Source organism: Verrucosispora sp. NA02020 (assembly GCF_013364215.1).
Taxonomy (GTDB): Bacteria; Actinomycetota; Actinomycetes; order Mycobacteriales; family Micromonosporaceae; genus Micromonospora.
This window is the reverse complement of sequence record NZ_CP054923.1, coordinates 1,057,247-1,072,761: the sequence shown is the minus strand read 5'-3', so window position 1 is coordinate 1,072,761 and position 15,515 is coordinate 1,057,247. Positions and strand designations below refer to the sequence as shown.

The following is a 15,515-nucleotide window of genomic DNA, read 5'->3' as shown; positions in this document are numbered from 1 at the left end:
CCTCACACCCCCAGGAGGGTACGCAGGTGGCGCGGCGGCGGGCAGTTGTGCGCCAGCATCTCGTCGTGCCAGTCCCGCAGGGGCACCTCGGACGGGCGGGCCCCGGCGATGTCGGCGACCTCCGCGTACCCGACGAAGTAGGTGGAGAGCTGGGCCGAGGTGAGCAGCGAGCGGCGCCACTTGCCGGCCGCCTCACCCTCCTCCTGGAAGCCCCGCCCGGTCAGCAGCGCCATCGCCTCCGCCTCGGGCACCTCCTCGGCGTGCACCAACTGGTCCAGCAACGCGTTGAGGGTCATCCGCAACTGCATCTTGAGCTGCTGCAACCGCACCGGTAGCCCGCCGAACCCGTGCCCGGCCATCAGCTCCTCGGCGTAGACCGCCCAACCCTCGACGAACGGACCCGACCGGGTCAGCGCCCGGACCCGGGTCGTGCCCCGGTGCCGACGGGCGTGGGCGAGCTGGAGGAAGTGACCCGGCATCGCCTCGTGCACGGTCAGGTTCCTGATCATGTGATCGTTGTACTCGCGGTAGAACGACTCCACCCGGTGCGCCGACCAGTCCGTCGGAGCCGGCGCGATGCAGTAGAACGTGGGCAGGTCGGCGATCTCCAGCGCGCCCGGCGCGTCGCAGTAGGCCACCGCCACGCCGCGCGCGAACTGCGGCATCACCTGGATCACGCAGGGGTCCTCCGGCACGCTCACCAGGTCGTACGCGCGGACGAAGTCACTCGCCTCGTCCATCGTGATCGAGGCCAGGTCGACGATGGTGTGGTCGTCCGGGTGCTCGGCGGCGAGCAGGTCCAACGCGCGGCGTACCGTCTCGTCGTCGGCCGGACCACCGACTAGCTCGACCGCCGCCGCGCGGATCTCCTCGCCGACCCGGTCCAGGTTTGCCCAGGCCCGCCGCTGGATCTCGGCCGCGCCCAACTCGGTGTCGAGCGTGTGCCACAGGCGCGCCTCCCAGCGCCGCCGCCCCAACCGGGGATCCCGCCCCGACCCGTCGTCGGCGGCCAACCCGAGACGCAGCCAGGCGACGAACTCCTCCAGCGCGGCGATCGCCGCAGTCGCCGCCGGCTCGATCCGGTCGGCCAGTGCCGGAGCCTGCGCGAGCAGTTCCGGCACCTCGTCCCGGACCAGCGCGGCGGCACCGGTGAACTGCCCGACCGCCGTCTCGGCGTGGATCCGGGGCATGTCGCGCAGCGTCGCCCGCGCGGTCGCCAACGCGTCCGGTACGGCGCCGAGCCGGCCGGCGAGCGCGGTCAGCCGCTCCTCGATCGGCGCGTACGGCCGGGCGACGAGGGCGTGCAGCAACGGACCGGGATTGTGCGCGAGCGGGTCCCACTCGTGTGCCCGGATCTCGGTCAGCTCGAAGAGTTCCCGGTCGACAGCCGCCGCGAGCAGTGCGTGATCCACCTGCTCCTCGACGTCACCCGGGTCCGGGTCGATCTCGCACAGCACGCTGGCCGCGTCCACGAGCATGGCCCGGTCGGCCGCCACCGCGTCGGCGGAGAGATCCGGCAACCGGTCGTCGTACCGGTGGTCCCCGACCGAGGTGGCCACCCCCGGCCGACTGACCAGCAACGCCTCGACGATCCGCTCCGCCACCACCTCGAACTTCTCCACCCCCCGACCCTAACCACCCGACCCACCCCCAGCCTCCGCCCGCCCTCGTCCGCGCCATGCCTTCCCTCAAGAGGAGCGTGGCAGCGTAGCTGTTCGACACGCCGGGGCAGCGCCAGCCACACTGCCACGATCCGGGGAGTGCCGGTGCCTCAGCGGGAGGGGGACTCGGCCTTGCGGATGGACTCGGCGTGGGCGAGGGTGACGCGACGCAGGGCGGTCTCCGGGTCCAGCCCGGCGTCACGGGCCTCGGCGACGGCGGTCAGCAGGGCGGCACCCAGGGCGGCCTCGGCATCCGGCTGGGCGTCCGGCGACGGCAGCGCGACACCGAGCCCGGCTCGGGCGGCGCGTTCCAGGATCTGGGCGGCCAGCGCCAGCGCGGGCTGACTCACCGCGATGCCGTCGAGCACCGAGTCGCGGGACTTCTCGGCCTGCTTGATCCGCTCCCAGCTCGCGGTGATCTCCTCCAGGCTGCCCGCCTGGGCGTCCGCGAAGACGTGCGGGTTACGCCGGACCATCTTGTCGACCAGGCCACCGGCCACGTCGTCGACGGTCCACCGCTCACCCTCGGGCAGTTCCTCGGCCAACCGGGCGTGCAGCACCACCTGGAGCAGCACGTCACCCAGTTCCTCGCGCAGCGCGTCGGTGTCCCCGGCGCCGATCGCGTCGTACGCCTCGTAGCACTCCTCCAGCAGGAAACCGGCCAGACTCTGATGGGTCTGCGCCCGCTTCCACGGATCGCCGCCCGGCGAGAGCAGCCGGTCCAGCACCGCAACCGCGTCGAGCAGCCGGGCACCCGGCGGATCCCACGAGCCGTACATCAGCTCCAGCTCCGCCAGCCCCGGCTCGCGGGCCAGCCGCAACCCCAGCTCCCGGGCCAGCGACTCGTCGCCGGCGGGACCGGCCAACCACACCACGGTCTCGTGCGTCGCCGACGCCTCCAGCAACGCGGGCACCGCCGGCCCGTCGAGGACCCGCAGATCGGCGCCCGCCACCCGCAGGGCCGTGGTCAGCTCGCTCTCCGCTCCGGCGAGCACCGGTGCGGCGCGTACGACGTCCCAGGCGGTCGCCGTCAGCAGACCGGCCGGCAACCGGGGTGAGGTAACCAGCAGGACGATCCGAGGCACGGTCAGCTGTCTGCCGGGCCGGTCTGCACCGGCCTCGGGGTGGAGACGTCGGTGACCGCGTCGGAACCGGGCTCACCCAGCGGCACACCCACCGCCACCGCCTGGCCGGCGAAGCTGAGCACCGGGAACTGCAGCGGACGGTAGCGCGGGTTGACCGTCACGTCGTACGTGTCGACCGCCTCGGAGAGGGCGTTGCGGGTCGCCAGCGCCTGCCGGAGCTGTTCACCGTCGAGCTGCGGGGCGGCCTGCTCGACGGTCACGTCGGCGGGTACCGCACCGGCCCGCTTGCCCGCCGCGACCAATTCGGTCAGATCCTGCTCGGTCGGCGCCACCGGCGAGCCGACCGGGATGCCGGAGAGACAGGTGTACAGCTCGGCGACCTGCCGCGCGTACGTGGCCTCGGGGCTGATGCCGAGCTGCTGGGCCACCTGCGCCGCCTCGGCCTGCCCCTGGGGGCGGTAACCCTCGGCGGCGGAGATCCGCTCGCAGACCTGGCCGAGCACCAGGGTGCTCACCACCTCGCTGCGCCCGGGCAGGCGTACCTGCTGCTGGCCGGGCACCTGCTCGGCCGCCTCGGTCGGCTCCGGGTTCTTGGCCCGGGCGTCGTCGATGACCTCGGTGACGGCGTCCTCGGTGATCCGGTGGTCACCGACGTACGCGGCGACACCGGGCTCGGAACGGCAACCGGAGAGGGCGACGAGGCCGACCGCCACGCTGGCGACGGCGACAAGACGGCGAGCACGCATGCCCGTCACTCTCTCATGCCCCCTACCCACCGGTGGCACCCGCACCCGCAGGCACCGCCGGGGCGCCGAGGACGTCGGAGAGCAGCTGCGCGCACCACTCCAGCAGAGCCTGGTCGCGCAACGGCTCGCCACCGATCCGGCGGGTCGTCGGCCGGGGCACACTGACCTGGTCGAGCGCGGACTTGTAGACCGAGTCCGGGTGGTAGCGCTTGAGCCGCATCTGCTTCGAGTCGGGCAGCGGCAGCGGGCCGAAGCGCAGGTGCTTGCCCTGCACGCTGACGTCGGTGAGGCCGTACCGGCGGGCCAGCAGCCGGAACCGCGCCACCGCGATCAGGTTCTGCACCGGTGCGGGCGGCTCGCCGTAGCGGTCGGTCATCTCGGCCGCCACCTCGCGCAGCCGTTCCTCGTCGCGCGCCTCGGCGAGCTTGCGGTACATCTCCAGGCGCAGCCGTTCCACGCCGACGTAGTCGTGCGGCAGGTGCGCGTCCACCGGAAGGTCGATCTTGACGTCCGTCTCCTCCTCGGGACGCTCGCCCTTGAACGCCTGCACCGCCTCGCCGACCATCCGGACGTAGAGGTCGAACCCGACGCCCTCGATGTGCCCGGACTGCTCGCCGCCGAGCAGGTTGCCGGCACCCCGGATCTCCAGGTCCTTCATCGCCACGTACATGCCGGCACCCAACTCGGTGTGCTGGGCGATGGTGGCCAGCCGCTCGTGCGCGTGCTCGGTGAGCGGCTTCTCCGGCGGATAGAGGAAGTACGCGTACGCCCGCTCCCGGCCCCGGCCCACCCGGCCCCGGATCTGGTGCAACTGGGCCAGGCCGAGCAGATCGGCCCGCTCCACGATCAGGGTGTTGGCGTTCGGGATGTCGATGCCGGACTCCACGATCGTGGTGCAGACCAGGACGTCGAACTCCTTCTCCCAGAAGCCGACCATGACCTTCTCCAGGGCGTCCTCGCCCATCTGGCCGTGCGCCACCGCGACCCGGGACTCGGGCACCAGCTCGCGCAGCCGGCGGGCCGCCCGCTCGATCGACTCGACCCGGTTGTGCAGGTAGAAGACCTGTCCGTCACGGAGCAACTCGCGGTGGATGGCGGCGGCCACCTGCCGGTCGTCCTGCGCCCCGACGGCGGTGAGCACCGGATGCCGCTCCTCCGGCGGGGTGGCGATGGTGGACATCTCCCGGATGCCGGTGATCGCCATCTCCAGGGTGCGCGGGATCGGGGTCGCCGACATGCTCAGCACGTCGACGGCGGCCCGCATCGACTTCAGGTGCTCCTTGTGCTCGACACCGAACCGCTGCTCCTCGTCGACGATGACCAGCCCGAGCGACTTGAAGCGGGTGGCAGCCGCCAGTAGTCGGTGGGTGCCGATGACGATGTCGGAGGTGCCGTCGGCGACCATCGCGAGCGTCTGCTCGGCCTCCTTCGGCGTCTGGAACCGGGAGAGCTGCCGGATCGTCACCGGGAACTGGCTCATCCGCTCGGCGAACGTGTTGTAGTGCTGCTGCACCAGCAGGGTGGTGGGCACCAGCACGGCCACCTGCTTGCCGTCCTGCACCGCCTTGAACGCCGCGCGTACCGCGATCTCGGTCTTGCCGTAGCCGACGTCGCCGCAGATCAGCCGGTCCATCGGGACGCTCTGCTCCATGTCCCGCTTGACCTCCTCGATGGCGGCGAGCTGGTCGGGCGTCTCCTGCCAGGGGAAGGCGTCCTCCAGTTCCCGCTGCCACGGGGTGTCCGGGCCGAAGGTGTGCCCCTTGGACGCCTTGCGGGCGGCGTAGAGCTGGATGAGCTGGGCGGCGATCTCCTTGACCGCCTTGCGGGCCCGCGCCTTGGACTTCTGCCAGTCCGAGCCGCCCATCTTGTGCAGCGTCGGCTGCTCACCACCGACGTACCGGCTGAGCTGGTCGAGCTGGTCGGTGGGGACGAAGAGACGGTCGCCGGGCTGGCCGCGCTTGCTCGCGGCGTACTCGATGACCAGGTACTCCCGCGACGCGCCGTTGACCGTACGCTGCACCAGCTCCACGTACCGGCCGATGCCGTGCTGCTCGTGCACCACGTGGTCGCCGGCCCGCAGCTCCAACGGGTCGATCGTGTTGCGCCGCCGGCTCGGCATCTTGCGCATGTCCCGGGTGGAGACGCCCCGGCCACCGGTGACGTCGCTGCCGGTGAGCAGCACGAACCGGGCCGCCTCGTCGACGAAGCCGCCGGTGAGGCTGCCGCAGGTGACCAGGACCTCGCCCGACACGGGCGCGTCCGGGACCTGCTCGGTCATCCGGGCGCCCAGGCCACCGTCGCGGAGCACCTCGACGGCCCGGTGGGCGGGGCCGTGCCCCTCGAAGACCAGCGCGACCGACCAGCCCTCACCGGTCCAGCGCGTCAGGTCGGCCACCACCCGGTCGGTCTCGCCGTGATAGAGCGGCGCGGGCTGGGCGCTCAGGCTCACCGCGATGGCGTCGTCGGGGGTGACGTCGACCGCCTCCGGCGCGTCCTCCCACGGCTGCCGCTCCGGGGCGGCGTCCGGCTCGGCCATAATTCGGCCTCCGCGCCGGTGGCCGGCACTCCGGACCGAATGAAGGTCGTCGGCCATCCCGAACGGGGACAGTGTCCACCAGGGCCGGCGCCGCGTGGCGGCGGCCGCGCGGACGTCGGCCAGGGTGCGGAAGGCGGCGGCGCCGAGGTCGATCGGGGCCTGGCCGCCGACGGCCGCGGCGGCCCAGCTGGCCTGGAGGAACTCCTCAGAGGTACGCACCAGGTCGTGCGCCCGGGTGCGGATCCGCTCCGGGTCGCAGAGCAGGACATGCGTGCCCTCGGGCATGCAGTCCAGCAGCAACTCCATCGAGTCGTCGCCGATCAGCGCCGGGGCGAGGGACTCCATGCCCTCCACCGGTATGCCGCCGGCCAGCTTGTCCAGGATCTCGGCCAGCTCGGGGTGCTGCCCGGCCAGCTCGGCGGCCCGCTCCCGGACGGCCGGGGTGAGCAGCAGCTCCCGGCAGGGCGGTGCCCAGAGTTGCGGCACCTGTTCGATGGTGCGCTGGTCGGCCACGGCGAAGGTGCGGATCTCCTCCACCTCGTCGCCCCAGAACTCGACCCGCGACGGGTGCTCGTCGGTGGGCGGGAAGACGTCCAGGATGCCGCCACGGACGGCGAACTCGCCCCGTTTGGTGACCAGGTCGACCCGCGCGTACGCCATGTCGGTCAACCGGCGCGCCACCTGCTCCAGGTCGGCCTCGTCCCCGGCGGACAGCCGCACCGGCTCCAGGTCGCCGAGTCCCTTGAGCTGCGGTTGCAGCATCGACCGGACCGGCGCCACGACCACCCGCAGCGGCCCGGTGCGCCCGTGCGCGTCCGCCGAGTCCGGGTGGGCCAGCCGGCGCAGCACCGCCAGCCGTCGACCGACCGTGTCGGAGCGCGGCGAGAGCCGCTCGTGCGGCAGCGTCTCCCAGCTCGGGAAGATCGCCACCTGCTCGGCGGGGAGCAGCCCACCCAGCGCCGCCACCAGGTCCTCCGCCTCACGGCTGGTGGCGGTGACCGCCAGCACCGGCCGCCCGGCACCGCCGACCGTCGCGTCCCGCCCCTGTTCGGCGGGGTCCGCGGCGACGGCGGCGACCGCGAACGGGCGCAACGCCGGTGGCGCGGTCAGGTCGAGGCCGTCGACCTGGGCCGCACCCGAGCGCGCCAGGTCACGCACACGGGCCAGCCCCGGGTCGGCCAGGGCGGCGGCGAACAGTCCGGTGAGCGCAGTCATGATCACTTCCGCGGGTGAGGACACGACGATCGCCCCGCGTCCGTCCGGACGGGGGGTTCCACCGGTCGACACTATCTCTCCGGTCGGACGATCCACCGCCGTCCACGACGTCCGGGCTCCGGCACGCCCGCGGCCTGCCGGTCCGCGCGTACGGTCGGGGCCACCAGCAGGATCTTGACGACTGCCGGGCGCTGTGGTCGGCTGCCCGGCATGAACGGGGAGTTTCGCGCACAGTTCGACGCGGACGTCACCTTCGCCAACGGCGGCGGTCTGCGCACCGAGGGCTTCCGGCTGGACATCCCCGGCCGGAGCATCACCGACGAGGACCTGGCGGCGCTCTTCGTCCGGCACCTCGGGCTGCTGATGGTGGCCGAGGTCCGCATCACCGGCACGACGATCGTCGAGGAGCCGCACAAGGGCGGTCGCGGCGTCGCGGCCACCGCCCCGGGCACCGGCCACCGGTTCGTCGAGCTGAGTCATGTCGTCACCGACGGGATGACCACCCTGCCCGGCTGGCCGACGCCCCGGATCACCGAGTGGCTGACCCGGGAGGACTCCCGGAGCGCCTACGCCCCGGGCACCGAGTTCCAGGTCGGGCGGATCGACATGATCGCCAACACCGGGACGTACCTGGACACCCCCGCGCACCGCTACGCCGACGGCAGCGACCTGGCCGGCGTCGGACTGGACCGCCTGGCCGAGCTGCCCGCGCTCGTGGTGCGCCTGCCCGTCGGCACCCGTGCGGTGGACCGCCTGCTGCTGGCGCCGTACGACGTCGCCGGGAAGGCAGTGCTGCTGCACACCGGCTGGGACGCGCACTTCGGCACCGCCCGGTACGGCGCACCGGAGGCACCCCACCTGACCGGCGACGGCGCCCGGGCGCTTGTCGACGCCGGTGTCGCCCTGGTCGGCATCGACTCGATCAACATCGACGACATGAGCCCGGCGGCGGGCGGTACGCGTCCCGCGCACAGCATCCTGCTGGCCGCCGGTGTCCCGATCGTGGAGCATCTGACCGGACTGGACCAGCTTCCGCCCGACGGCTTCCGATTCACCGCCGCCCCGCCGAAGGTCGCCGGTATGGGTACCTTCCCCGTCCGCGCCTACGCCCGTATCGACTGAGACCGGAGAACCGTGACCTACCCGCCGCCCGGACACCCGCCCCAGCCGCCGTACGGCGGTCAACCCGCCCAGCCGCCGTACGGCGGTCAACCCGCCCAGTCTTCGCACGGCGGTTGGCCGTCGGGTCCGCACCCGACCCCCGTGGTCAAGCGCATCCCCGAGGACCAGCCCTTCGTCGTACGCCCCAACCTCGCCAAGCGCGGTCTGGTCATCGGTGGCGTCCTGCTGGCCGCCCTCGGCCCGCTCGCCTGCTGTGCCGGCTTCCTCGTTCTCGGCTCCATGAACTCGGCGGAACGCGGCAGCGCCGGACTCGGCCTGGCGATCGCGCTGGGCTGTCTGCTCCTCCTGGTCGCCCTGCCAGTCGGCCTCCAGCTCTGGCTGATCGGCTCCGGCGGGCCGGTGCTCGCACTGAGCCACGAGGGCCTCTGGATCCGCAGCCGGCCCACCCGTGGTCAGGCGATCTGGCTGCCGTGGGAGGCCGTCGCGCAGATCTCCCGCCGCCGGTGGAGCCTGGAGAAGATGCTGGTGGTCAAGCCGCACAATCCGGCGACGATGCCGAACCTGGGCGGCTACACGGCGTTCGACAGCGCGCCGCTGAACGTCCTGTACGGCTCCGGCCTGGTCGCCACCCTCAACTTCGCGGACAAGCCCGAGGCGGAGATCCTGGCGGCCGTCGCCCACTACAGCGCCGGCCGCTGCCAGCTCACCTGAGCGCCCCCGGGGTGGTGGTCCGGCCGCCGCCCCGGGACACGGGCCGTCAGTAGCGGACCGAGATGCGGCGGTCGACCGCGTCGACCCGCACCTCCCCGCCGTACGGGACGATCAACTGCGGATCGGTGTGACCGAGGTCGACGTCGAAGACCAGCACCGCGTCGGGGGCGTACTCGGCGAACGCCCGGGTCACGGCGGCGCGCTGCTCCCGGGCGTAGCCGGCCTTCTCGTCGGGGGTGAGCCGGCGGTCGAAGTTCCACGCCTTGGCGCGGCCGACCAGTGCGGCGGGAAAGCCGGCGAGCAGGCCGCGCTCGCCGAGGTTGCGCAACATGCGGTAGACCTCGACGGCGGGCGGCAACTCCTCCGAGGTCTCGATCAGGAAGACCGACCCCCGCAACGACTCCGCCGGGGCGACCCGGTCGGCGGCGAGCAGCCAGTGCAGCACCTCCAGGTTGCCGCCCCAGGTGCGGCCGGTCACCGTCGTGGCCGGTCCCTGCCAGCGCCAGCCCGCACCGGCGAACATCACCGGCTCCGCCGCCAGGCAGCCCGGGTCGTTCCAGTCGGCCGGTTCGTCGCCCCACTCCGGCGCCGCCGACAGGTCGTACCAGTCGGAGCCGAACAGCGCCGCGCGCAGCGAGTCGGCGGTCATCGGGTGCAGCGCGCCGGGGCGGCCGAGGTGCACCAGCACCGACCCGCCGTGGTAGCCGACGATCCCCAAGCGGTGCAGGTGATGGAGCAGGTTGGTGTTGTCGGAGTAGCCGAAGTAGGGCTTCGGGTTGGCGCGAAGCACGTCGTCGTCGAGGTGCGGGGTGACGGTGATCTGGTCGTCGCCGCCGATGGTGGCCAGCACGGCGGTGATCGTCGGGTCGGCGAACGCCTCGGTCAGGTCGCGGGCCCGGTCCCGCGGGTCGGCACCCATGACGCGGGTGGTCGGGTACTCCACCGGCTCCAGCCCGAACTCCTCGCGCAGTCGGCGCAGGCCCAACTCGTACACGTGCGGGAAGAGGCCCGGCAGTCCGGCGGAGGGCGAGACGACCGCGACCCGGTCCCCCGGGCGGGGCTTCGGTGGGTAGCGCAACGACGGCATGGGCCGACGGTACCGCCCATCGGCGGCGTGGCCTTGATCACCGCGGGTGGGCGGGCTCGACCCCGGATCTGCCCGCTGCATGGGGCGCCACCAGCGCGGACGTCCCTCACTCCTCCTTCCGGGTGAAAGGAGGGGACCCCTCCTATACAAAAGGCGATAACAAGGGGCCCCTCCTTACAACCGGGTGCGCGCGGATACGATCGGGGAAGTCGGACAGCGCTGTCCTTCGTACTCACGTAAGGAGCGCACGGTGACCGACCAGCACGATCACGACGGGCCCGACGCCGCCCTACGCGCCGACATCCGCCGGCTGGGCACCCTGCTCGGGCAGACCCTGGCCCGCCAGGAGGGCCGCCCCCTGCTCGACCTCGTCGAGGAGATCCGCGCCCAGGTACGCACCGACGCCCCCGCCGCCGCCCGGCGGTTGGGTGGGCTCGACGTGACCACCGGCACCAAACTGGCCCGCGCCTTCTCCACCTACTTCCACCTGGCCAACATCACCGAGCAGGTGCACCGGGCCCGGGACCTGCGGCGTCGGCGCGCTGTGCAGGGTGGCTGGCTGGACCAGGCGGCCAAGATGATCGCCGAGCGCGGGGTACCGGCCGAGGAGATCGCGTCGGTGGCCCGCCGGCTGGCGGTACGCCCGGTCTTCACCGCCCACCCGACCGAGGCGGCCCGCCGCTCGATCCTGTCCAAGCTCCGCGCCATCGCCGACGAGCTGGACACCGAGACGGCCAACGCGATCCTCTACGGGGCCAGTGACGAGGGCCCGGCCAACCGCCGGCTGGCCGAGCTGCTCGACCTGATGTGGCAGACCGACGAGCTGCGGCTGGACCGGCCGGACCCGACCGACGAGGCGCGCAACGCCATCTACTACCTGCGCGACCTGTACGCCGAGGCGGCCCCGCAGGTGCTCGACGACCTCGCCGAGACGCTGCGCACCCTCGGTGTGGAGACCTCGCCGACCGCCCGTCCGCTGACCTTCGGCACCTGGATCGGCGGCGACCGCGACGGCAACCCCTTCGTCACCCCGACGGTGACCCGTGAGGTGCTGGCCATCCAGCACGAGCACGGGCTGACCGCCACCGAGGCGGCGATGGATGAGCTGATCAACGAGGTCTCCGTCTCCCGCCGGCTGCGCAACGTGTCGCTGGACCTCTCCGCCAGCCTCGCCGCCGACCTGGACGCGCTGCCCGAGGTGGCGCCCCGGTTCCGCCGGGTCAACGCCGAGGAGCCGTACCGTCTCAAGGCCCGCTGCGTCCGCGCCAAGCTGGCCAACACGCGGGCCCGGTTGCGTCAGGGCACTCCGCACGTGCCGGGGCGCGACTACCGGGGTTCCGCCGAGCTGATCGCCGACCTGGATCTGCTGCGCGCCTCGCTGGCCCGCAACTCCGGGCAGCTCACCGCCGTCGGCCGGCTCGCCTCGACCATCCGGACCGTCTCCGCGTTCGGCCTGCACCTGGCGACCATGGACGTCCGGGAGCACGCCGAGAAGCACCACGAGGTGCTGATCCAGCTCTACCGGGCGGTCGGCGAGGTCGAGGACTACCCGGCGTTGACCAGGCTGGAGCGCACCAAGCTGCTCGCCGACGAGTTGACCGGTCGTCGGCCGCTCTCCACCGCCGACACCCCGTTGACCGAGGCGGCGCGCAAGACGTTCGACGTGTTCAGCGCCATCCGCGAGGCGCAGGACCGGTTCGGCGGCGAGGTGATCGAGTCGTACATCATCTCGATGACCCTCGGCGTGGACGACGTGCTCGCCGCGGTGGTGCTCGCCCGCGAGGCCGGCCTGGTCGACGTGCACAGCGGTCGGGCGCGGGTCGGGTTCGTACCGCTGCTGGAGACCCCGGCCGAGCTGAACTCCGGGGGCGAACTCCTCGACGAGCTGCTGTCGCTGCCCGCGTACCGGACGCTGGTGGCCGCCCGGGGCGACGTGCAGGAGGTGATGCTGGGCTACTCCGACTCCAACAAGGAGGCCGGCATCACCACCAGCCAGTGGTCCATCCACCGGGCACAGCGGGCGCTGCGGGACGTAGCCGCCCGACACGGGGTGCACCTGCGGCTGTTCCACGGCCGGGGCGGCACGGTGGGGCGCGGCGGCGGACCGACGCACGACGCGATCCTGGCCCAGCCGTACGGCACGCTCGACGGCGCGATCAAGGTGACCGAGCAGGGCGAGGTCATCTCCGACAAGTACACGCTGCCCGCGCTGGCCCGGGAGAACCTGGAGCTGACCGTGGCCGCCGCGCTCCAGGCGACGCTGCTGCACACCGCGCCCCGGCAGCCCGCCGAGATGCTGGAGCGATGGGACGCGGCGATGGACGTGGTGTCCGAGTCGGCGTTCCGGTCGTACCGGTCGCTGGTGGAGGACCCGGACCTGCCGGCGTACTTCTGGGCGTCCACCCCGACGGAGCTGCTCGGCGCGTTGAACATCGGCTCCCGGCCGGCGAAGCGACCGAACACCGGCGCCGGCCTGGGCGGGCTACGAGCCATCCCGTGGGTGTTCGGCTGGACCCAGACGCGGCAGATCGTGCCCGGCTGGTTCGGGGTGGGGTCCGGTCTGGCCGCCGCCCGCGAGGCCGGGTTGGCCGACGTGCTCTCCGAGATGAACCGCAACTGGCACTTCTTCCGCACGTTCCTGTCGAACGTGGAGATGATGCTGACCAAGACCGACCTCGACATCGCCCGCCGGTACGTGGAGACCCTCGTACCGAAGAAGCTGCACCCGATCTTCACCAAGATCGAGGAGGAGTACGAGTTGACCCGGCGGGAGGTGCTGGCGGTCACCGACTCGCCGGACCTGCTGGAGAACTCCCCCGTGCTGCAACGCACCCTGGCGGTACGCGACACCTACCTGGAGCCGCTGCACCACCTCCAGGTGGCGTTGCTGCGGCAGTACCGCGACTCCGGTGCCGCCGGTCGGGCGGTGGCCACCGCACCGGGCGGCCGACGGGCCCCGAGCGACGGTACGGCTCTGGAGCGCGCGCTACTCACCACCGTGAACGGCATCGCTGCCGGGATGCGCAACACCGGCTGACCGCGGCGAGGTTCGGAAGCACTGCAAGGAAGGGTCCCCTCCTAACGCCTGGCGTATAGGAGGGGACCCTTCCTAACATCTGCGGGCGCTGCCGCGACACATCTGCGGGCGCTGCCGCCGACGTCAGAACGCGACGTCAGAAGTCGCCACCGCCGAAATCACCGCCGCCGAAGTCGCCACCGCCGAAATCACCGCCGCCGAAGTCGCCACCGCCGTAGTCGCCGCCCCCGTAGTCACCACCGCCCAGGTCGCCCGCGTCGCCGCCGAAGTCGCCGCCCTGGTCGTCCAGGCCCGCCGCCGCACCGGCGTCGTAGCCGGGGTCGCCGAACGAGGGCGAGAAGAGGGCGTCGGCGATCAGCATGCCGCCGAGTACGCCGACTCCGGCCCCCAGCGCCGTCTTCCACCAGGGAGTGGAGTACCAGCCGGACGGCACCGGTCGGCCCTGCATCCGCCCGCCCGGGTAGTAGTACGGCGTGTCCCGGCCCGGCTGCGGACCGGCCTTGAACGTCTGGCCCTGCACCTGGACCTCGCGCGGCACGGTCAGTTCGCCGGCACCACTCGCGGCGGCCAGCGGTGGCAGGGGTGGCCCGGGGTCGATGCCGAGTGCCGTCCGGGCCGCCCGGATGTAGGTCAGCCCCTCCACCGCGGTCTCCCGGGCCAACGTGAACTGCGTGATGCTCCTGGCCTGCTCCATCTGCGACCCGGCCGCGTGGTACCGCTCGGCGGCGTCGGCCAGCGCCTGACGCACCGCCGGATCGTCACCGCTGAGCGTCATCACCTGCCCACCGAGGCGTTCGTACCAGCGTCGGGCGTCGGCTTGGACATCGGCGAGTTTCCGGGCCTCACGCGCGGCGCGCTCCCGCTGCCACCAGACGAACGCACCGACGAGACCTGCGACAAGGAGTACGACCAGCAGAAGTTCCACCACTCCAACGTACCCACCATCTGCCAGCGGCCCACCTCCTGACGAGGTCGGACGCGGCACGCGGTGCCGATCGAGGCGCGAAGCGCTCATCTTTGGCAAGCTCGTCGGAATGGAGCTCTCGACTCTGGCGGTCGTCGTCGTCTGTCTCGGTGCCGGCGGTGCGGTGGGCTGGTTCGCCGCGCGGGCCCGCGCGGCGACCGAGATCGCCCGGCTGGACGCCACCCTGCGCGCCACCCGTGAGGGCGAGGGGCGGCTGGAGCAGTCGATGCGGGCGTTGAGTTACGAGGCGACGGCCCAGTCCCAGGAGGCGGTGGCCCGGGCGGTGGCGCCGCTGCACGACACGTTGCGCCGCTACGAGCAGCGGGTGGCCGAGTTGGAGCGGGACCGCGTCGACGCGTACGCGGAGCTGCGCGAACAGGTGCGGTCGATGAGCACGGTCTCGGGTGAGCTGCGTACCGAGACCAAGCAGTTGGTGGCGGCGCTGCGCGCTCCCCAGGTACGCGGCCGGTGGGGCGAGCACCAGTTGCGGCGAATCGTGGAAGCCGCCGGGATGCTGGAGCACTGTGACTTCTCCGAGCAGGTCACCGCCGCCACCGACCAGCAGACGGTCCGCCCCGACCTGGTGGTCCGGCTGCACGGGGGGCGCAGTGTGGTGGTGGACGCGAAGGCGCCGTTCGACGCGTACCTGACCGCGATGGAGGCGCGCGACGAGCGGGGGCGGGACACGCACCTCGACCTGCACGCCAAGCACCTGCGGGGGCACGTGGACGCGCTGGCCGCCAAGTCGTACTGGACGGCCTTCGAGTCCACCCCGGAGTTCGTGGTCCTCTTCGTGCCGGCCGACCCGTTCCTGGACGTGGCGCTGCAGCGCGATCCGACGCTGCTGGAGCACGCGTTCACCCGCAACGTCGTGTTGGCCACGCCGGCCACCCTGGTCGCGTTGCTGCGTACGGTGGCGTGGTCGTGGCGGCAGGAGCAGCTCGCCCGGAACGCCCTGGCGGTCCACACGCTGGCCCGGGAGCTGTACGGACGGTTGTCGACGCTCGGCGACCACGTCGGCAAGCTCGGCGCGTCGCTGGGCGGTGCGGTGACCGCGTACAACCGGGCGGTGGGTTCGTTGGAGGCGCGGGTGCTGGTCAGCGCGCGTAAGCTCGCCGAACTGGGCGTTTCCGACCAGGAGTTGGCGGTGCCGAACCAGGTCGAGATCGCCCCTCGCCAGCCGCAGGCACCGGAACTGGTCGATGGTCTTTCCACAACGGATGGTCGAATTCGGCCGGACTAATCAGACCCTTACCACCTTCGATGTGACATTGCGCGTCTCGCGTATCACGAGATGGTCACAACGTACCTGCCGGTAGTGACATCGATGGTCGGCACCACGAAGGATTCG

General features: G+C 72.4%; 10 protein-coding genes. 4 read left to right on the top strand and 6 right to left on the bottom strand.

Annotated elements, in window-relative coordinates; translation table 11 throughout:
• Window positions 1-2 precede the first annotated feature (2 nt).
• The 4 genes from HUT12_RS04605 to mfd all read right to left on the bottom strand — a co-directional run bounded on the left by HUT12_RS04605 (window position 3) and on the right by mfd (window position 7,243).
• Window positions 3-1,622, bottom strand: coding sequence for a DUF885 domain-containing protein (locus HUT12_RS04605; protein ID WP_176092580.1), 1,620 nt, complete (start codon window positions 1,620-1,622; stop codon window positions 3-5).
• Between the two features lie 149 nt (window positions 1,623-1,771).
• Window positions 1,772-2,746 carry a nucleoside triphosphate pyrophosphohydrolase gene (locus HUT12_RS04600; RefSeq protein ID WP_176092579.1) on the bottom strand — a complete coding sequence of 325 codons (975 nt, stop codon included), beginning with the start codon at window positions 2,744-2,746 and terminating at the stop codon, window positions 1,772-1,774.
• Between the two features lie 2 nt (window positions 2,747-2,748).
• The gene (locus HUT12_RS04595) at window positions 2,749-3,492 is read right to left on the bottom strand and encodes a hypothetical protein (RefSeq protein ID WP_176092578.1); all 744 of its coding nucleotides are present in this window, start codon (window positions 3,490-3,492) and stop codon (window positions 2,749-2,751) included.
• 22 nt (window positions 3,493-3,514) lie between these two features.
• Window positions 3,515-7,243 carry a transcription-repair coupling factor gene (gene mfd, locus HUT12_RS04590; protein ID WP_176092577.1) on the bottom strand — a complete coding sequence of 1,243 codons (3,729 nt, stop codon included), beginning with the start codon at window positions 7,241-7,243 and terminating at the stop codon, window positions 3,515-3,517.
• A 210-nt stretch (window positions 7,244-7,453) separates the two neighbouring features.
• On the opposite strand from mfd, the gene HUT12_RS04585 reads away from it, so the two are divergent.
• A complete protein-coding gene (locus HUT12_RS04585) occupies window positions 7,454-8,365 on the top strand; it encodes a cyclase family protein (protein WP_176092576.1) in 912 nt (303 codons plus the stop codon).
• 141 nt (window positions 8,366-8,506) lie between these two features.
• Window positions 8,507-9,076, top strand: a complete 570-nt coding sequence (locus tag HUT12_RS04580; RefSeq protein WP_176092575.1) for a hypothetical protein — start codon at window positions 8,507-8,509, stop codon at window positions 9,074-9,076.
• 46 nt (window positions 9,077-9,122) lie between these two features.
• Here HUT12_RS04580 and HUT12_RS04575 read toward each other — a convergent pair whose 3' ends face one another.
• A complete protein-coding gene (locus HUT12_RS04575; protein WP_176092574.1) occupies window positions 9,123-10,163 on the bottom strand; it encodes a S66 peptidase family protein in 1,041 nt (346 codons plus the stop codon).
• Between the two features lie 250 nt (window positions 10,164-10,413).
• Here HUT12_RS04575 and ppc point away from each other — a divergent pair, with 250 nt between their 5' ends.
• Window positions 10,414-13,200, top strand: coding sequence for a phosphoenolpyruvate carboxylase (gene ppc, locus HUT12_RS04570; RefSeq protein WP_131051947.1), 2,787 nt, complete (start codon window positions 10,414-10,416; stop codon window positions 13,198-13,200).
• Window positions 13,201-13,336: 136 nt separating this feature from the next.
• Here ppc and HUT12_RS04565 read toward each other — a convergent pair whose 3' ends face one another.
• A complete protein-coding gene (locus HUT12_RS04565) occupies window positions 13,337-14,125 on the bottom strand; it encodes a hypothetical protein (RefSeq protein ID WP_176092573.1) in 789 nt (262 codons plus the stop codon).
• Window positions 14,126-14,234: 109 nt separating this feature from the next.
• On the opposite strand from HUT12_RS04565, the gene HUT12_RS04560 reads away from it, so the two are divergent.
• Window positions 14,235-15,407, top strand: a complete 1,173-nt coding sequence (locus HUT12_RS04560; protein WP_131051945.1) for a DNA recombination protein RmuC — start codon at window positions 14,235-14,237, stop codon at window positions 15,405-15,407.
• The last annotated feature ends 108 nt before the right edge of the window (window positions 15,408-15,515 follow it).

What these genes read in the sequence shown, in the direction of transcription:
- HUT12_RS04560 (WP_131051945.1), top strand. Translation starts at nt 14,235, where the DNA reads ATGGAGCTCTCGACTCTGGCGGTCGTCGTCGTCTGTCTCGGTGCCGGC.
- HUT12_RS04575 (WP_176092574.1), bottom strand. Translation starts at nt 10,163, where the DNA reads ATGCCGTCGTTGCGCTACCCACCGAAGCCCCGCCCGGGGGACCGGGTC.
- HUT12_RS04585 (WP_176092576.1), top strand. Translation starts at nt 7,454, where the DNA reads ATGAACGGGGAGTTTCGCGCACAGTTCGACGCGGACGTCACCTTCGCC.
- HUT12_RS04595 (WP_176092578.1), bottom strand. Translation starts at nt 3,492, where the DNA reads ATGCGTGCTCGCCGTCTTGTCGCCGTCGCCAGCGTGGCGGTCGGCCTC.
- mfd (WP_176092577.1), bottom strand. Translation starts at nt 7,243, where the DNA reads ATGACTGCGCTCACCGGACTGTTCGCCGCCGCCCTGGCCGACCCGGGG.